This is a genomic window from Gemmatimonas groenlandica (assembly GCF_013004105.1).
Lineage (GTDB): Bacteria > Gemmatimonadota > Gemmatimonadetes > Gemmatimonadales > Gemmatimonadaceae > Gemmatimonas > Gemmatimonas groenlandica.
The window spans coordinates 4,070,915-4,086,843 of sequence record NZ_CP053085.1 but is presented as its reverse complement, the minus strand read 5'-3'; the positions used below and the strand labels follow the sequence as shown (position 1 = coordinate 4,086,843).

At 62.0% G+C, this 15,929-nt stretch carries 18 protein-coding genes and 1 pseudogene; 2 read left to right on the top strand and 17 right to left on the bottom strand.

The features are described from left to right. Window positions 1-11: 11 nt before the first annotated feature. Window positions 12-392, bottom strand: a complete 381-nt coding sequence (locus tag HKW67_RS22840; protein ID WP_171226604.1) for a carboxypeptidase-like regulatory domain-containing protein — start codon at window positions 390-392, stop codon at window positions 12-14. Window positions 393-1,032: 640 nt separating this feature from the next. On the opposite strand from HKW67_RS22840, the gene HKW67_RS17435 reads away from it, so the two are divergent. Beyond that, entirely contained in the window at window positions 1,033-1,461 is a 429-nt protein-coding gene (locus HKW67_RS17435; RefSeq protein ID WP_171226603.1) for a hypothetical protein, read from the top strand. Window positions 1,462-1,846: 385 nt separating this feature from the next. Here HKW67_RS17435 and HKW67_RS17430 read toward each other — a convergent pair whose 3' ends face one another. From HKW67_RS17430 to HKW67_RS17420, 3 genes are all read right to left on the bottom strand, one after another. Further along, entirely contained in the window at window positions 1,847-2,122 is a 276-nt protein-coding gene (locus HKW67_RS17430) for an Ada metal-binding domain-containing protein (RefSeq protein WP_171226602.1), read from the bottom strand. A 187-nt stretch (window positions 2,123-2,309) separates the two neighbouring features. Further along, complete coding sequence (locus HKW67_RS17425; RefSeq protein ID WP_171226601.1) at window positions 2,310-2,897, bottom strand: hypothetical protein; 588 nt, start codon at window positions 2,895-2,897, stop codon at window positions 2,310-2,312. Then, window positions 2,887-3,432 carry an RNA polymerase sigma factor gene (locus tag HKW67_RS17420; RefSeq protein ID WP_206044473.1) on the bottom strand — a complete coding sequence of 182 codons (546 nt, stop codon included), beginning with the start codon at window positions 3,430-3,432 and terminating at the stop codon, window positions 2,887-2,889. The genes HKW67_RS17425 and HKW67_RS17420 overlap by 11 nt, the downstream gene beginning before the upstream one ends. A 237-nt stretch (window positions 3,433-3,669) precedes the next feature. On the opposite strand from HKW67_RS17420, the gene HKW67_RS17415 reads away from it, so the two are divergent. Further along, window positions 3,670-5,196 (top strand): transposase, encoded by a 1,527-nt coding sequence (locus HKW67_RS17415; RefSeq protein ID WP_171226600.1) that lies wholly within the window; start codon window positions 3,670-3,672, stop codon window positions 5,194-5,196. Window positions 5,197-5,453: 257 nt separating this feature from the next. On the opposite strand, the gene HKW67_RS17410 is transcribed toward HKW67_RS17415, so the two are convergent. The 13 genes and pseudogenes from HKW67_RS17410 to HKW67_RS17345 all read right to left on the bottom strand — a co-directional run bounded on the left by HKW67_RS17410 (window position 5,454) and on the right by HKW67_RS17345 (window position 15,910). Beyond that, window positions 5,454-5,744, bottom strand: coding sequence for a type II toxin-antitoxin system RelE/ParE family toxin (locus HKW67_RS17410; protein ID WP_269141419.1), 291 nt, complete (start codon window positions 5,742-5,744; stop codon window positions 5,454-5,456). 8 nt (window positions 5,745-5,752) lie between these two features. Next, a complete protein-coding gene (locus tag HKW67_RS17405) occupies window positions 5,753-5,971 on the bottom strand; it encodes an addiction module protein (RefSeq protein ID WP_171226599.1) in 219 nt (72 codons plus the stop codon). 164 nt (window positions 5,972-6,135) lie between these two features. Beyond that, a complete protein-coding gene (locus tag HKW67_RS17400; RefSeq protein WP_171226598.1) occupies window positions 6,136-6,450 on the bottom strand; it encodes a HigA family addiction module antitoxin in 315 nt (104 codons plus the stop codon). A gap of 12 nt (window positions 6,451-6,462) precedes the next feature. After that, a pseudogene (locus HKW67_RS17395) lies at window positions 6,463-6,743 on the bottom strand (type II toxin-antitoxin system RelE/ParE family toxin). 140 nt (window positions 6,744-6,883) lie between these two features. Continuing rightward, the gene (locus HKW67_RS17390) at window positions 6,884-7,114 is read right to left on the bottom strand and encodes a BrnA antitoxin family protein (RefSeq protein WP_171226597.1); all 231 of its coding nucleotides are present in this window, start codon (window positions 7,112-7,114) and stop codon (window positions 6,884-6,886) included. Then, window positions 7,111-7,404, bottom strand: a complete 294-nt coding sequence (locus HKW67_RS17385; RefSeq protein ID WP_171226596.1) for a BrnT family toxin — start codon at window positions 7,402-7,404, stop codon at window positions 7,111-7,113. Before HKW67_RS17385 ends, HKW67_RS17390 begins: the two co-directional genes overlap by 4 nt. Before the next feature lie 625 nt (window positions 7,405-8,029). Next, window positions 8,030-8,833: a carboxypeptidase-like regulatory domain-containing protein gene (locus HKW67_RS22470; RefSeq protein WP_230981187.1), complete on the bottom strand. Its 804-nt coding sequence runs from the start codon at window positions 8,831-8,833 to the stop codon at window positions 8,030-8,032. A gap of 2,401 nt (window positions 8,834-11,234) precedes the next feature. After that, window positions 11,235-11,654, bottom strand: coding sequence for a M23 family metallopeptidase (locus HKW67_RS17370; protein WP_171226593.1), 420 nt, complete (start codon window positions 11,652-11,654; stop codon window positions 11,235-11,237). Window positions 11,655-12,108: 454 nt separating this feature from the next. Continuing rightward, window positions 12,109-12,528, bottom strand: coding sequence for a hypothetical protein (locus HKW67_RS17365; RefSeq protein WP_171226592.1), 420 nt, complete (start codon window positions 12,526-12,528; stop codon window positions 12,109-12,111). Between the two features lie 1,087 nt (window positions 12,529-13,615). Next, window positions 13,616-14,308 carry a carboxypeptidase regulatory-like domain-containing protein gene (locus tag HKW67_RS17360; protein ID WP_206044472.1) on the bottom strand — a complete coding sequence of 231 codons (693 nt, stop codon included), beginning with the start codon at window positions 14,306-14,308 and terminating at the stop codon, window positions 13,616-13,618. Window positions 14,309-14,379: 71 nt separating this feature from the next. Next, entirely contained in the window at window positions 14,380-14,517 is a 138-nt protein-coding gene (locus tag HKW67_RS17355; RefSeq protein WP_171226590.1) for a hypothetical protein, read from the bottom strand. A 142-nt stretch (window positions 14,518-14,659) separates the two neighbouring features. After that, the gene (locus tag HKW67_RS17350; RefSeq protein WP_171226589.1) at window positions 14,660-15,112 is read right to left on the bottom strand and encodes a hypothetical protein; all 453 of its coding nucleotides are present in this window, start codon (window positions 15,110-15,112) and stop codon (window positions 14,660-14,662) included. Between the two features lie 183 nt (window positions 15,113-15,295). Then, window positions 15,296-15,910 carry a hypothetical protein gene (locus HKW67_RS17345; RefSeq protein ID WP_171226588.1) on the bottom strand — a complete coding sequence of 205 codons (615 nt, stop codon included), beginning with the start codon at window positions 15,908-15,910 and terminating at the stop codon, window positions 15,296-15,298. Window positions 15,911-15,929: the final 19 nt, after the last annotated feature.

Here is a 15,929-nt window from a genome sequence, read left to right as displayed (position 1 = left end):
GCATGAAGGAGTCAGCCAATCGGCTGTAAGTCGCTCGTAAGCGCGACATTCTTCAGGTAATTGCAACTACCACTACGAACAACGCTGACGTTGTCTCGGGTCCATCTCGCGTAGCCGGGCGCCTCAACAGTGATCGAGTATGTTCCCGGCCGTTCGATGGCACCGCTATAGACGCCTCCACGCCCTATCAGCGTCTCCCGGTAGTCGCCATCCGTCAACGTCACGATCGCCCCGCTCGGTGATTGCCGTGTTCGCTGATCCAATACCGTTACCTGGATGCCAGACACGCCGATATCGACGCAATCACCTCGTGTTATCAGCGAGCATCCTGATGTCAGGATGGCAGTGATTGTCAAAGCGACGGTGGAGCGCACCACACTTCCGATTTTCATTCTTCCTCGTAGATGAAGGCCTTCCTGCTACCGCCTCGCGCTGACAGCAGTAACGATTGGTGAGACCGCTACTTCATCAGGCGCGGATTGCCACGGTCGATGAACGTCCATCGAATCGCTGCGCACCTGCACCGACTGTGTCGGCGGCGACGACCTGTCCGAATTCGTGCAGCCGGCGAAAAGTGCCGTCCACGCGCCGACTGCCGCGATGACGCTTAGCCGCTGCCCGTGCCGGTCAGCTGCACGGGGGATCGCCGACCGCAGCCGGATGCCCTTGCACCGCGACCGTCGCCGTCGCCACGAGTGACGAGTCCGCCACCGACACCGCCGTGACCGTTCCGAGAAGTAAGTAGCGCCGGCGATGTAGCGCCGGTCGGTAGGACCGCTCTCCATTGCGCTGCTTCTGGAGTGTAGTCACCGAACGCAGGCGCCGTGCCCCGAACGGCCAACCGCAACGCCTCGTCCTGACGGTGGCACAGCAGGCCTCGCTTGTCCGCTTCATGCGTGCGCTTTCCGCCCTCGCTGATCCGTAGAGGTAAAAGCGTGAGCTGCTTCACGTAGCCGCCCTGCTGAGCGCCCCGCTGGCCCTTCGCTTGCAACGGAGTATGCCAAAGGGTTCACACTCTCTGGGAGAAACAATATGAAGACTTCATTTGCAAGCGGGATGTTTGGTATCGCGGCCGCCACCGTCCTCGCTGGCTGCGGCGTCAAGACCACCACGACCAGCGTGGTGCCATCAGGAGCGATGCGGACTGCCACCTGCGAGGCCGTCGTGAAAACATACGATAGCCGCGCCGAGATTCCATCGGATTACTACGAACTGGCGTTCATTCAAGCCGAAGCCAACTCGGTGTATACGTCCGACCGGAAGATCGAGGCGACCATCATCAAGCGCGCGGCCGAAGCTGGCGCCACGGCGATCATCGCCAATCCGGTTACCGAGTCCAAGGTGGGCGTGAAGGTGCTCGGTGAGGCGCTCGGCACCGGAAGTGCAAGCTCCAAGGCATCCGCGCTCGCGATCTACTTGCCGGCCGATGCGCCGCGCGTGACGCAGATGTGCGGCCGGTAGTTCGGCGCCATCCGCTCGACAGTGTGTCCATGGCGCGCTCGCGGAAGAATGTGCTCTGCTTAGAGAACGACGGCATCAAGGGCAGGTGCGGGGTAGACGGACACGCTGCTAAGCCTGCGTAAAGCTGCGCTCCGCTGCAAACGCACGCACGCGGACCAGCAGGGCGTTCGTACGTGAGATGAAGGAGACCGTCATCCAGCGTCTGACTGGCCGTAAGGCGCAGGCGACCTGGAATGATGCGTCCCATCGATGTCGTTGATTGGAAGGTTGGTCAGCCGTCAAACGCCCCAGCTAGGCTTCGAGCGACCGCTTCGATCCGAGCGCAGAGAGGCCACCGACGATCGCGTGTCCGCTCCAGCGCACGTTCGACACCGGACGCGCTGCGCTATAAGCGTCCCGAGCGCATGGCTTCCTCAACCCAGGTGCCGTATTCGGCCTGCATGCATGTGCCACACGGTCGGTAGCCGGCCGCGATGGCCGTCGCCTCGTCTGCGAAGAAGACACGATGCTTCGCATATCCCGTCGGTAGCGAGCCGACCGCGCTCCGGCAGTCGAGGCGCCCATAGATCTTCCGCCGACGGTTCCCGCCAAGAGTGCCCGGTACCGCACTAAGCACTTCCTTTCCGTCTGGGCCAATCAGCTTGTAGTGTTTTTCGGTCATAGCCCAAAGATGAGACGGTGCTCGGGAGGTGTCCAACGCTCGCGTTCTCTTGCAGGGCCCTTCCATCAAACGCGACCCGTGAGCGCAGCGAACAGGGAGCAATCCGAAACGGCCCTGTCAAGAGCAACGCAAGGTTCGCGAGCAACGGGCAGGCGCGCACCAGAGTGCCCGATGGAGCCCGCGCGGGTCACGTCGCATCGGCGTGTAGTTGATCGAGCGTGTCGATCTCGCGCTGATAGCGCCGTGCCTGCTCGCGACCGTTGAAGAATACGCCGACCGGTAGCGCGAGGCACAGCGCCGCGAAGAGGACGGCGTCCCGGTCCCACCCCTCAATCGCGGCACTGCCCGCGAGGAAGAGCTGGAGGCCCACTGTCATGGTGAGCAAGCGGGCCCACGCCCCGCCGCCGCCATGGAACGCGCGCTGCGTTTCGAGGAGGGCTCGGTAGGCCACGATGGATGGCGTGCTGCTCATCGGCCCCGTCGCGGCTTGCGTGCTGACGACGAGCGCCCACACCTGACGGATGTACAGCGCCACCGCCAACAGCACGAGCCCCCCGCCCAGGCGCTGGAGCGGGTTCGGAAACGTGTAGAGCAGCCAGCCACACGCCAGCACGGCCAGGCTGCCGCCGCCGACGACGGCAGCGCGAGCGCGACGCATCAGGGCATCGAGCTGCCGCGTGCGCGTCCGCAGGAGTTCGCTGGACAGCGACAACGCCGGTGCCGACTGGCTTTGCCAGCGCGCGCGGGTCGTGGCCAGCTCGGATTCATCGAACATGGGGGGCTCCGGTTTGATGGGTACGGGCAAGGAACTGTTTGATGCGGCCGATCTTCGTCGCGACGTGGCCGGCCGACAGCCCGGTGATCTCGCTCATCGCTTTGGCGTCGCAGTCGTCGAGGTAGAGCAGCAAGAGCTGGCGATCGAGCGGGCGCAAGTGCTGGATGAGCAGGTGCAGGCGCTCCACCATCAGCGTCCGGTGCGCGTCGCCCTCCACGTCACTGCGGGACGCGGGCAATGCGAGCTCATCGAGGCCGACGAATCGCGCGCGCGTCCGGCGGTGTCGGATGACGTGCGTCGTGGCCACATTGTGCGCGACCCGATACACCCACGTGCGAAGAGAACATCGTGCGTCGAACCCGGCGAAGCTCCGCCAGAGCGCGAGGTGGATGTCTTGATGCAGATCCTCACGCGTGTCCGGATCGGCCTCGTAGGCCCGCGCGACCCGGTGGATCGCCGTCCCGTACGCGGCGATGGCGTGTTCGTACAGAGCCTCTTGGGTGCGCGGCATGGCGTCCGGCGGCGGCGTAGTCATATCTCTAGATAGTCACGCGACCCCGGACTTTCTCACCGCGTCGGGCTCCCTGCGGCAGCAGCGCCGTCGCCATCGCGTCCAATTCCGCGATCAACACGTCGCAATGGCATGAGTTGCTCGCCAACGAGGCTGTAGGAAAAGTCCGCGCGACGAATGTGGAAACGGAACTCTCCACGCGTCGAGCCGTTGGCCTCATAGGAAATCTGCGGTCTCTTTCGTCTCTCGTCGAGATCTGCCATGGCCCGCTACAAGCCGGTGGACACGCAGCCCAAGTTCGTCGCGATCGACCTCGCCGCGCAGCTGCTCCCTGGGACGTTCGAGCACGCGCTGCACCATCTGCTCGAGCAGGCGATTGACCTGACGCCGTTCGATGCCCGGTATCGTAATGACGTGACCGGTGCGCCGGCTTACGCGCCTGCGATGCTCCTGCGGGTCGTGCTGTTCGCCTACTCCCGGGGCATCATCAGTAGTCGCGCCATCGCGCGGGCGTGTGAGGAGCAGGTGACGTTCATGGCCCTGAGCGGCGACTCGCTCCCGCACTTCACGACCATCGCGCACTTCGTCAGCACCCTAGGCGATCAGATTACGCCGATCTTTGCGGCCGTGCTCGCGGTCTGTGATCGACAGGGGCTGATCGGGCGCGAGATGTTTGCCATCGATGGGGTCAAGCTCCCAAGCAATGCGTCCAAGCATCGGAGCGGCACGCGCGCCGACTTCGAGCGGCAAGCGGAGAAGATGGAGCGCGCCGCTGAGGCGATGCTCGCGCGGCATCGAGCGGAGGACGCACGCCCCACCAAGCCGACGCTGTCGGCGAAGGATCACGCTCGCGTGGAGCAGTTGCAGGCCGACGCAGCGGAGCTGCGGACGTGGCTCACGCGACATCCCACCGACCGACGGGGAGCGAAGGGTGCCGTGCGCAAGAGCAATCGCACCGACAACGAGAGTGCGAAGATGGCGACCGCAAAGGGTGTCATTCAAGGCTACACCGGGGTCGCCACGGTGGATCAGGCGCATCAGATCATTGTAGACGCGCAGGCACATGGCACCGGCGCGGAACAGGAGCTGCTCGTACCGGTGGTCATGGCCACCGCTGTGCTGCGCACACCAGACACGCTCATCACGGCGGATGCCGGCTACCACAGCGAGGCGAATCTGCAGGCGCTCGCGCGCGCTGAGGTGCCCGCGCTGATCGCGGACAACGCCATGCGGCAGCGCGATACGCGTTTCGCGACGCAGGGGCGATACACCACGCTTCCCAATCCCCTACACGACAAATCGCGACCCGCGAAGAAGTCGGCCTCCGTGTTCGCGCCCGAAGACCTTCGCTACGATTCGATCGCGTGCACCTGCGTGTGTCCGGCTGGCACATCGCTATATCGGAAGGGAGCGAGCAACATCACGCGCGACCACATCGGCGAGCACCTCCGCGGCGCCAAGCGTGATTGTGGACCGTGCCCACTGCGTGCGCAGTGCCTGCGAACGCCGAACACCACACCCGTGCGCAACGTCGCGTTCTTCCGCGATCGCGTAGGTCGCACCGTCAACTACTCGGCGTTGATGCGTGAGCGGATCGACAGCGCCACCGGTCGCGCGCAGTACGCGCAGCGGTTCGCCACGGTGGAGCCCGTGTTCGCCAATCTACGCGCCAACAAGCGACTCGATCGCTTCACGCTACGCGGGCGCGTGAAAGTCGACACGCAATGGAAGCTATACTGCCTCGTGCACAACATCGAAAAGCTCGCGAAGAGCGGTTACGCGGCATGAAACGATGCTGCGCCGCACGGCACTCAGGCGTCTGCAACGACGCACAGACGCGAATTTCACGATTCATTCGCCCGGTGTCCCCTCGCGCATCTGATCGCTCGCGTTGAAGCGCACGCGAACCTTTGAAAACGCCTTTTTCTACAGCTTCAACGCTGCGCTCTGCTGCAGCGACTATCAACAAATAGCCGTGAACGAAGGCGCGCCAGCGCCGCAGTTACACGGCGCACCGCATCGTCGCTGGCAGAAGCAGCGAAACGTTATGGCCCGGCACGCGAGAGCCAGGTGTCCGGATGACGATGCCCGTGAATGACGCCAACGATGCTGACGGTGCGCGGAAAGATCTTGTAGTACACCGCGTACGGAAAGCGCCGAAGCACGATGCGGCGCAGGCGACCATGCACCACGGGAAATCGCTCGGGGTCCTCCGCAATTTCGCGGAGGGCATCATCGACGACCGCCAGGAAGTCTGCAGCCGCCTGTGGTGACCGCTCGCGATACCATTCAAATGCATCATCAATTTCGGCGCGCGCTTGGGCGCGGACGACCAGCGCGGCGCTCAGCGAAGTCGCGCCTGCAGCTCGTCGCGGAGCGCGTCCCAGGGAATGCCCGCATCTGGGTCCGCGTCGGCATCCGCCTCGCGGCGCGCGAGCTCAGCCACAAGCGCGGGCGACAGCGGCGCGGCCGCAGCGGCATCGAGACTATCCCACAGACGCCCCATGAGCACAATGCGCTCCTGTGCCGTGAGCGATTCGAGGGCGGGAGATTTGTTGACCATACGAACTACGATGGCGATTTCGGCGGATTTCGGCAATACCGGACTGCGTGGGCGTAACGCTGCGCTCTGCTGCAGCGACTATCAACAAATAGCCGTGAACGAAGGCGCGCCAGCGCCGCAGTTACACGGCCCACCGCATCGTCGCTGACGCCAGCAGCGAAACGTTATACGACCCGGAGCGGCTTAATCGACGCCCTCTCCACCTTGAGCAGTTGCGCCGCATCCCACAGATCGACCGCGCGCTGTGCATTCAGCCAAAACTCGGGCGCGTTCCCGAAGAGACGCCCCAGGCGCAAGGCCATCTCGGGACTGAGCGCCCGGCGACCGCGCAGCAACTCGTTGATCGACTGTCGCGACACGCCGGCGGCTTCGGCAAGTCCCGTCACGGTGAGGCCGAAATCCGGGAGGAAATCCTCACGGAGCATTTCGCCAGGATGTGTCGGGCGTCGCCGCACGGGCTTGGAATTGGGGATGCTCATCGCGGCGTCCTCTTAGTGATAGTCACAAATCTCCACGTCATATGCGCGCCATCAACAAAGCGAAAGCAGATGCGCCACTGATCGTTCACCGCGATCGCGTGGTGCCCCTTCCGATCGCCCTTCAGGGCATGCAGGCGATTGCCCGGTGGTACCCGCAAGTCCTCGACGCTGGTCGCCAACGCCACGTACTCCAGCTTGCGGACCGCTCGCGAAGCAAGCTCTGGTGGAAACCGCTTGGCGACACCGTCGACGTAGAGGCTCTGCGTGCGCTTATCCGCAAACGACTTGATCATAGGACCATGTAACGCGTCACGTGACGCACGTCAAATACCGCCTCGCTGGATCGCATAGCGCCTCAGCTAAGCTGCGAGCGACTGCAATGAAATGCGAGCGCAGCGAGCTTCCACAGCTCGCTCGGCAGCTTCAGCGCACGTTATACGGCACCGGATCGAACGGGCCGCCACGACATCGAGAGACGGCGGCCGGACGCCGCACAATCACGCAAGTAGAGATTGATCAGACTCTGGTAGGGCAGCTCCACTTCCGCGGCTAGGTCGCGGAAATACTCGACGGTGGACTCATCGAGCCGAATCGTCACCGACCGCTTCAACCGCTTGGCGTACGGATTCTTCGTCGCCGCAGAAAAATCGTAGCGTGCTTTCATCGGGCTCTCCGCGAGAGATACGCCGCGCGCTCGGTACGTTCCGCCTTACGCGCAGAGATGAGACGAACAAGGTCGGGGCCACGCTCACAGTGAATCACGATCAGCAGTCGCGATGCCCCGCTAACGCCCAGGAGAACAAAACGCTCCTCACCCACCGAGTGCTCGGGATCGGGAATGAGCAGCGCCTCCTCATCCTCGAACGCGGTGCGCGCTTCCTCGAAGCTCACGCCATGCTTCTTGAGATTCGAAGCGGCTTTGGCCGGGCTCCACTCAAACTCGAGGTGGCTCATCCATTAAATGTACGTACACTGTACAGAATCTCAAGGTCCGCGCCGGAGTCTGCAGTGGCCTATAACGCCCACGCTCTGCAGCGGGGCCGCTCCGATAAAATGCGGCGAGCGCGCGAAGCGAGCCAGCCGCCATCCGCAAAATTGCCCCGTCGGCAGCAGCGACCCGTTAGACGCCGAACTCCGGTAGCTTCGGGCAGGATATGCGCTTTGCGCTTGCCGCTCCCATCGACGTCGAGAACGGCGGTCCGGCATCGTAAAACTCGTAAGCCCGACCATAAAGCCTTCTGACGTGCCCGGTCGCGCTCCGGCATCGCGAGGACGAACACCGAAACGCTAAACGCATTGCTGAGGAGCCCAGTAGAAATTGCTCTCAGCTGAGCGATCAAACCGTAGACGCAGGGCCCAGCACCCGACGGCATCCCGTCGAAGGGTCACGCGTGCAGGATGCTCCACAGAATCGGGCGCATCTGAGCAGCTCGTACAGGCGAGTATTGAGCTGCAAAGCACAAGTGCGATTCGAGAGCAGTGGCGCATCGTTCGATTTCGATCGAGATGATACGGAGTGTCCAAGTTCGGGGTTGTACGCTTCCCCCAGAAGGACACCGTGTTAGCAAGTCATCGGCGCTTACTTGCGCCAGATTAGCAACGCACCGCACTCCGTTGGCGCGTCGAACTGTTGCGGGACTTCCCAGCCCCAGCGGTACAGTTCAATTGTTCGGATCTCTTGCACGTCCACTAGCGCGTCGACGTCACCGGTGGTGGTGACGCGTTGGCGCACGCCGTCAACAAACACGGCTGGTTCGCACGATTTGCGCGGTGTACCGAGCATGATGCGATCACCGAAAGTGCCGGGATCGGTGGCGCGGCTGGCAAACGCGCGGCGTTCACTGAATGTCCCGCGCGAAGCATCCGCGTTGATGAGTAGAACGCCGGGCATACCGCGCACAGCATCGGCAATATGGCCGGGACGACGTCGCGCGATCGTCGAGTCGTCGAGAAACGATGCCAGGTGCTTGTTGCGTCGCTCGTTGATCGCCGTCATCCTTGCTGTGACGCGAACGGTCGCCAGTGTTGGCAGGTGCGGCGACAACTCAATGTTCAGCGCCGCAACGTCTCCACTGAGAATGTTGATCGGAATGTGTTGCGACTGAAAGCCAACGGCTTCAATGTCGAGCATGCGCGTGCCAAGCGGCGAGGCAGGAAGCGCAAAGGCACCACTCGCGTCACTGGTCACAGTTGAAGCATTGCCGCGCACGCTGAGTCGCGCGCCGGCGATGGGCTTCTCTTCGACAGAACGTACCGTGCCGCGCGTGATCGCGCGCGCACTCGATTCGCGTGGACTCACCCAGAGGCTGTGTAACAAGAGCCCAGACGACGGCGCGTCGATTGCCAGGGCTGGCGACGAATCGCGTCCAACACTCGCACGCATATACAGCCGGACGTCCGGCGGCAGTCCACAGAGAGCAAACGCGCCGTCTTGTCCGGCACGTGCGGTCGCCGATCGTGGCGATGTCGATATTGATTGCGCCGTCATCGCGAGCTCCGACCATTCTGCGCGGATTGACGCGTCCGCGCGCACACGCGATGCGTCAGTAGAGCGCACGCGACCGAGCATGACGGTTGGTGAGGCAGCGTTGGCTCCGCAGAACGTCATCAGCAGCGTGGCTTCACTGGGAATCGCAAGCGCAACCGGTTGCGTAGACGCGCCTCCGATGACGACCAGCCGCAACGACGGTGCGAGCAATAGCGAATCGAGTCGCGGATGCAGAAACCCAATCAGGTACGAGCCTGTGCGAAGTGAGTCAAACACAAACTCACCACGCGCATTGCTGCGCGACGAGATCGCGTACGCGCGCTCATTGGTGGCACTAATCTGCACCAGCGCATCTGCCAGCGGCGCTCCCCGCACACTGTCAAACACCACGCCGCGCAACGAATGACTGCCCGCCGGTGCTTGCGCTGCCAATCGCATTGCCGACGTCGTCAGCGTCAGCGTCAGCGCGAGGATGACTCGTGCTCCGTTTAATGTGCTTGACGTGACATGTCCTGCTCTAGCCACACTGACGATGACTGCCCGTACAACTCCCAGGATCCATATCTCGCCAAACTCGAAGGTTCCGAAATTCATGCACGCTCCGAAACTGAGAACTGGTTGTCAGCGGCGGTAAGGTTCCGCCGGATCGAGCGCATCGTTGACGCAAGCGGCCCTCTGAACTCGCGTCATTCAATGGGGTCCGCGTTGTATGAGGCACTGCCCGCAAGATGGGAACGATCCAACAACGGATGCAGACGTCTAGCGCTTTAGCTCTGCTGCGAACGCATGCACGAATGGAAGCGGGGCGTTCGCGATCGATAGTCAAACAGTGGAACGGACGCCCCGCGCTCGTCAAACCAAACTCCGTGCGTTCGTCAGCAGTAGCGTAAGTCAGACCGTCCCTGCGCGACGCACTAGCGTTTGGTGTTTGGACGCAATATTACGTCGGCTGAATCTACGGGTGACGGACAAGCAATTCGACTTCCCAGTATTCGCGACGTGCCGGTTTTGGTGTCACCCGAAAACCGAACGTACCCGCGAACGCTGTCTGTGCTTACGGTCGACAGGTCCATCGCATAACTCCAATCAACGTCGAAAAACCGAAGCTGCAACACGTTGCCAGACGTATACTGCCAATTCGAATAGCCTGGCTCAGATCTGTTCGGAATCCCCTCGAACATCTGCACCCAATCGTCCACGCGACGCGGACGTTCGTTCGCCGCCGCAAGCCAAAACTTTGCCGTTTGCTTAGTATCGGGCTGCCGTAACCATGCGCGTGGTCGCCAGAACGATCGCGCGCCGGTGGCGATCGCCCAACAGCCGCCAGGTTCCGGAACATGAATGGCAACATCTCGATCGCATCCGAGCGTTGCGCTGCAAATCATCGCAAACGCAAATCGATTCAGTCTCATGATGGGTCAGTATTTCGGCGTAACGCAAAGATCTGCCGCGGGGCCTCATAACAATGCGACAGGCGAACGTAGTGAGCCAGTCGCACTCCTTGATCAGCCCCGTCGGCAGCAGCGATCCGCTATGCCTTGCGGAGGCCGCTGCGGTTAACGACTGCGATTCTCCACGCTGCTCCTGCTTCGGATTTCGTACGTTCTTCCGATCGAGTCTCGCACCCGCTCCACTGTACCCACGACTGAACCTGGACTGGGATCACTCGCTGGGTTGATCCACCTAAGGAACGCTTCTGTATCGCCTCCAGTCACAGTGTTCAAGATTGCAAGAATCTCCCGATCGAGCAGAGGACGATTGAGATCGTCGTCCCAAATGTGCCCTACCACCTTATTGCGAAACTCCACAACTTGGCGCGATTGGATCTCTCTTTGAAGCGACTTGAATTGCTTCGAAACGTCTTGAGGAATCAGTGCCTTGTACCTTCTATAGACTTCGTTGATCTTGCTGAGCGTGAGTATCAAGTGCGACAGTGTCATTCGCGTGACACCCAGTTCAACATCCGAAGTAATGACGGATTGAATACGAGGTGAGTTGTAGAGATCAATGACTCCCGTGCCGCACACTAGATCTAGCACTGCCGAGTTGAGGAGTTGATACGCCTCTCTCGCTCTTTCTGCTGTCATGATTGATCTCGCAAGGGCAGCGTTCAGTTTGGCGGCGCGGGCTTGGTAGACCTTTCGACGCGAGAGCTAGGACGACACTGAATGCCTTAGAGATGGCGCAGCGGCACTGGGTCAGCATAACGCCAAAGTTCAGCTGCGGGCGAATGAAATAGAATGCGAGCGCAGCGAGCTTCCAAGGACCGCCCGTCTGCTGCAACGCACGTTAGACCTCAACGGCTCCGGACCCATAGACCGGAAAGCATGGGCCACTCAACCTCTTCGAACACTTTACCCGACAACTCGGCTCTCATCGGTCCGAACACCAGGTTGATGCCCATGCCCTCGCCGAATCGCGGGGAAGCTGTGGCGTGTAGATGAATATGCGGAAAATCAGAATTGCCAGAGTTACCGCACCGCCCAATTGAGTCGCCAGCTTCGACCGTACTGCCGATTCGAACCGTGATGCTGCCGCGGCGGAAGTGGGCGAGATAGTAAAATCGATCTGCGCTGCGAATGACGACGTGATTGCCCAGCGGGTTTATGGTATCGTGCGTCCCGAGCGGGTTGTCCGGTAGCGAATCCATAGTTTGAACGACCTGACCGCTCGCCGGCGAGATAACGGGTGTATCCCAGCAGTAGAACTCTTCCACGCGACGCCCCCCCCGGCGGCGCCAACTCGCGCCCTGAGCTACCGCCGACGACCGCGAAGTCAACTCCGAATGCTTGGGCAGCCACCGTCATGTGATGGTTCACGTTCGGAGTGTCTCCGCCCTGCAGCACGAAAAGCGACTGACGCGAGGGAAGACGAACCGTTTGCGCGCCCAACGGGCTCACGAGAGTGCTCAAGAACACGAAGCAGGCAATCCGAAACATTTGATTGGGTTTGAGGGCTAACGCCTTACGTTCTGCTGCAGCGCATCAAACAAAATGCGGCCGGACGGGCGACGTGCGCCAGCACGGCGACCGCCTGCCGCACACCGAAGAGCGCTTTCGGCAGCAACGTTTCGTTAGGCATAGGCGGCCTATCTCAAGCAGTCGACTGGCGTGGGACGAACGGGCATTTCTTGAACAGCACCCGATTAGCATCGGCGCTGGCATGTCGGGTCATACAGCCGGCGGCATGTGTGGCGAATCCGTTCGTGCTCTCATGCGTAGGCGAAGCACCAGGGCCCCCGCGATCACGCCGAGCGTTGCGCCCTCGAGGGCAAGTATCGGATTCCAACTTGATCCCCAGAAGGCGAGTGCTCCTCCGACAAGGGCGCCGCCTCCCGTATGCGCGACGGTTCGCCAAACGGGCACGTCTCGCAGCCTAGTCCACACGACCAGCGGACCAACCAGTCCGCCCACGACTGCGCCGACCACACTCGCCAGCCATTGGACTTGCCAAGCCTGCGGAATGCCACGCACTGGGTGCATGAAGAATTCGAGGATACCGAGGAGGTACATGCCGAAGTACCCACCGAGGGCAGCGCCGCCAACGATGAGCCCCGCAGTAACCGCTGCCGATCGCGCAATCTTTGCCATTCGTATTGCGGTGAGTATTGGGGAAATTGCCTAACGCCCACGTTCAGCAGCGGGCGAAGAAAATAAAGTGCGAGCGTAGCGAGCTACTATCGCTCGCCCGTCTGCTGCAACGTTTCGTTCGGCGGTGAGGAACCGAGATCAACAGATCATTCGCGGCGTTCCCAGCCCCGACGGTCTTGCCAACGCACTGCTTCGCCCGTGCTCCAACCTGCAAACGCGAGAAAGATCCCGACACTGATGGCGGAATCCGCTGGCAAGACGCCAGCGACGGCTGCCCCAACGACGATCGGTATCGCTGCGAGGAATCCCCCAAAGAAGACCATGGCGGCACGGCGTGACGGTACTCCGCTAAGACACACGCGCACCCAAAGCGGCGGCGTAGATCGAATGCCCTGGCCTCCATTACGAAGCGCTTGTTCAAAAGCAGGGGAGCTAATGCCGGCTTCTTCCGCGGCTTCGCGCAAGTGCGAGACGCGATACGGTGATTCCGTTTCAGCATCGAGTTTCGCAGCGCGCGACAAGATGTCGTGAGCGACTTGTGGCTCTACCGATCGGGCTTGTTCACTAGGACGGCGTGACATGTGCGCTCCCTTTGAGAGAATCCTCCGGGAACGCTACCGAAGGATCTGATCGGCGTCCACCGAATTTTGCACAGTGGACACCTTGGCTACATCTGCCGAACGCCCGGTTCTGCAGCGGGCGTCTAGATAAAATGCGCGCGCAGCGCGCTTCCGAAAACGCCCGACTGCAGCAAGCATCGTTAGGCTCGCGCCACGCGAAGGGTCGCCGCCGTTTCGGTAGGTGCCGTGTACGCGACCTACCAGAATCGAAGTTCCTATCTCGTCAATGACAAGCTCGCTGAGTGGGGAGCCCGTGACCTGCGGTGTGGCACCAAAGAGTGCCAACTCGTGGCGGAAAAGGCGGTGTTACTGCCCCCCATGTTGGAGCCGGCGGATCGATTGGCACCGGCGTGAAGACTCGATGCGACGGTTATGGCAACTGTTGTGGGGGCTTCATGAAGGGTGAACGAACTGAAGACGAAGAGAAGGACGAGACGAGACGAGTGTCGAACACCATGGCGACCGCACTACCAGCGCGACCAGAGAAGGAGTGTGCCGCACGGCGAATTCCCGCCAAAATTGAACTGTGCCGGTAAAGTCGCGGGCGTATAGTACTCGGCGGCGGCGATCGTTGAGGGCTCGATAGAGTCCAAATCCAGCGGTGCCGCGTCGGGGATCCCGTCGAAGATCACGCGTATAGGGCACTGCGACCGCGAAAAGCTGATGACACCACGACTTGAGACCAGCGTCCGACGGCCGGTGCCGACGATGCGCACCCCGGGGATTCGACTGGTGAGGACATTCAGCATGTTTCGGCCTTCGGCCTTTGCAAAGTCTTCCTGCGTCAGGAACTCGCCGAATCCGATCTTCCGCCTCTCGTCGAACTCTGCAATTCGCGGGTTATTGCCCGACGCCTTAGGAGCCACGACGTCAACGGGTGACAATCGTTGCGCGGGCGCGGTGAGTAACACGTCGATCGTGAGCGTTTCGCCTCGACGAAACAGGACCGGCATCGACAGGTCGCCGTAGCCAATGGCGCGCACCACGACCACATGTCGGCCGGCCGTCACACCACGTAGCGTGAAGACGCCCATCGAATCGCTTCGTGTGCGCAATCGTAGCGCCGGCAAGGCCACCTCCGCGTCCGCAATCGGACGCTCAGTCGAATCGGCCAACACCGCGCCCGCCAGTACACCCGTCGCACCCGCTTGCGACTGCAAGCGGAGCGGTAGGATCAGACCAGTCAGCGCCAGCGCGACACGCAGGCACAAGAGGTCAAGCCGCGCAAACGCTACTTGCACTTGCGAGCGACCTTTTCGGTGAGCGCTTCACCATCCGGCTGATCGTCATGCTGGTTCTCCGCTTCGACGGTGACGACGCTGCGATAGCGCGTGCTGGCGAACCGCTTGGCTTCGATTGAGTTTTTCATGTTGACTTAGAGCGATCGAGCAACCTAACGCCTCAGCGTTCTGCTGCAGCGCATCATATAAAGTGCGGCCGGACGGGCGACGTGCGCCAGCACGGCGACCGCCTGCCGCACACCGCTTCGCGCTGCCAGCAGCAACGGTTCGTTAGGTGCGCGGTCCGTCTGTGTTGAGCTTGTGGCGTGTCGCTGCTAACCGTGCCTTCATCGAACTCCATTCGGCGAGAGCTTGCGCTTCCGCTTCATCCAGTGTCGGCAGCACATCCGGCATCAGCTGTTGACTCCAAGCCTTTCGGTTTAGTGCGCGCCAGCCCGCCAAGAGCGCTTCCACACGTTGTTCGGTTGTCGGATCACTTACCGCCAACGCCGCGTAAAGCTCGGTAGGCAGCGAGAGCACGGCATCGTTGATGTCCTCCGGCTCTATGCTCCCCCGCAGGCGAGCTTCAGTGGCGCGAGCGTTCTCGCTACGAACCGACGCGCAAGCATCGAGCACGGCATGAAACAACTCCTCTCCGCTTGCTCCCGGGGCGAGCAGAAAGACCGCGGCACGCAACTCTTTCTCGGTGAACGGAAACGCTTGGGGATCCAAGAAGTTGCTCATATGGTGATTCGATTGGGCAGCCCACCTAACGCTCGCGTTCGGCAGCAAACGCCCACACCGAGGCAAGCGGGGCGTTCGCACCGGCCCTTGACGCTATCGCGAACGCCCCGCGCTCGCCACGCTGATCTTCGCAGCGTTTGACTGCAGCAACGCAAGGTTAGACGGCGGGCAGGACACCGTCCCTTAGCGCGGCACTGGGTTGATCGCGACCAGATAGCATGGCAGCTCGAGTGGCCGGAGCGCGGCCTCTAGCGCGGCGCGATCCGCCGCCGTCGAGACGGTATACTCAAGCCGATTTTGCGCCTCTTGGATATCGGCCGTCGCGAACCCAGTCATGCGCGGCAGGTACCCGCGCACATAGCTGAACCAATCCGTCAGTTGCGCGAAGTCCCATCGCCCCCGTCGCACGCGGACCTTCTCCACACCCAAGGGCGCATTTAAGAGCTGGCGCGTCGCTAAGGCGGCGAAGGCCGCATCTCGCTGCGACGGATCGACGAGAAAGATCGTGGAGGTGCCGTTGTCGTTGTACCCACCGCCCCACCCACCGGGCACGACGCGCGCCGCATCCGCCCAATCATCGTCGATCACGCGGCGATCGCCATGGGAGAACGGTGGCAGTGTCGCGCGCTGGGCGGCGGACAGGACCGCGGCTGGCGCATCGGGCGTACACACCCGACCTAGGGCCATCCACGCCGGATCGTTCGCGCTGGCCGGGATGGGATCGTCCAGTCGCACTTCCGTGGGGCTATGGCACCCCGACACGCTCAGGGCGGCGAACAACAGTGCAAAGAGGCGCATCGGCAGAACCTCCGTCATT

Bases quoted from the DNA above. Each gene is read 5' to 3' on its own strand.
- HKW67_RS17415 (WP_171226600.1), top strand. From the start codon at position 3,670: ATGGCCCGCTACAAGCCGGTGGACACGCAGCCCAAGTTCGTCGCGATC.
- HKW67_RS17430 (WP_171226602.1), bottom strand. From the start codon at position 2,122: ATGACCGAAAAACACTACAAGCTGATTGGCCCAGACGGAAAGGAAGTG.
- HKW67_RS17385 (WP_171226596.1), bottom strand. From the start codon at position 7,404: ATGAGCCACCTCGAGTTTGAGTGGAGCCCGGCCAAAGCCGCTTCGAAT.
- HKW67_RS17420 (WP_206044473.1), bottom strand. From the start codon at position 3,432: ATGACTACGCCGCCGCCGGACGCCATGCCGCGCACCCAAGAGGCTCTG.
- HKW67_RS22470 (WP_230981187.1), bottom strand. From the start codon at position 8,833: ATGCGTGCGAGTGTTGGACGCGATTCGTCGCCAGCCCTGGCAATCGAC.
- HKW67_RS17425 (WP_171226601.1), bottom strand. From the start codon at position 2,897: ATGTTCGATGAATCCGAGCTGGCCACGACCCGCGCGCGCTGGCAAAGC.
- HKW67_RS17405 (WP_171226599.1), bottom strand. From the start codon at position 5,971: ATGGTCAACAAATCTCCCGCCCTCGAATCGCTCACGGCACAGGAGCGC.
- HKW67_RS17400 (WP_171226598.1), bottom strand. From the start codon at position 6,450: ATGAGCATCCCCAATTCCAAGCCCGTGCGGCGACGCCCGACACATCCT.
- HKW67_RS17355 (WP_171226590.1), bottom strand. From the start codon at position 14,517: ATGAAAAACTCAATCGAAGCCAAGCGGTTCGCCAGCACGCGCTATCGC.
- HKW67_RS17390 (WP_171226597.1), bottom strand. From the start codon at position 7,114: ATGAAAGCACGCTACGATTTTTCTGCGGCGACGAAGAATCCGTACGCC.
- HKW67_RS17365 (WP_171226592.1), bottom strand. From the start codon at position 12,528: ATGGCAAAGATTGCGCGATCGGCAGCGGTTACTGCGGGGCTCATCGTT.
- HKW67_RS17435 (WP_171226603.1), top strand. From the start codon at position 1,033: ATGAAGACTTCATTTGCAAGCGGGATGTTTGGTATCGCGGCCGCCACC.
- HKW67_RS17345 (WP_171226588.1), bottom strand. From the start codon at position 15,910: ATGCGCCTCTTTGCACTGTTGTTCGCCGCCCTGAGCGTGTCGGGGTGC.
- HKW67_RS17350 (WP_171226589.1), bottom strand. From the start codon at position 15,112: ATGAGCAACTTCTTGGATCCCCAAGCGTTTCCGTTCACCGAGAAAGAG.
- HKW67_RS22840 (WP_171226604.1), bottom strand. From the start codon at position 392: ATGAAAATCGGAAGTGTGGTGCGCTCCACCGTCGCTTTGACAATCACT.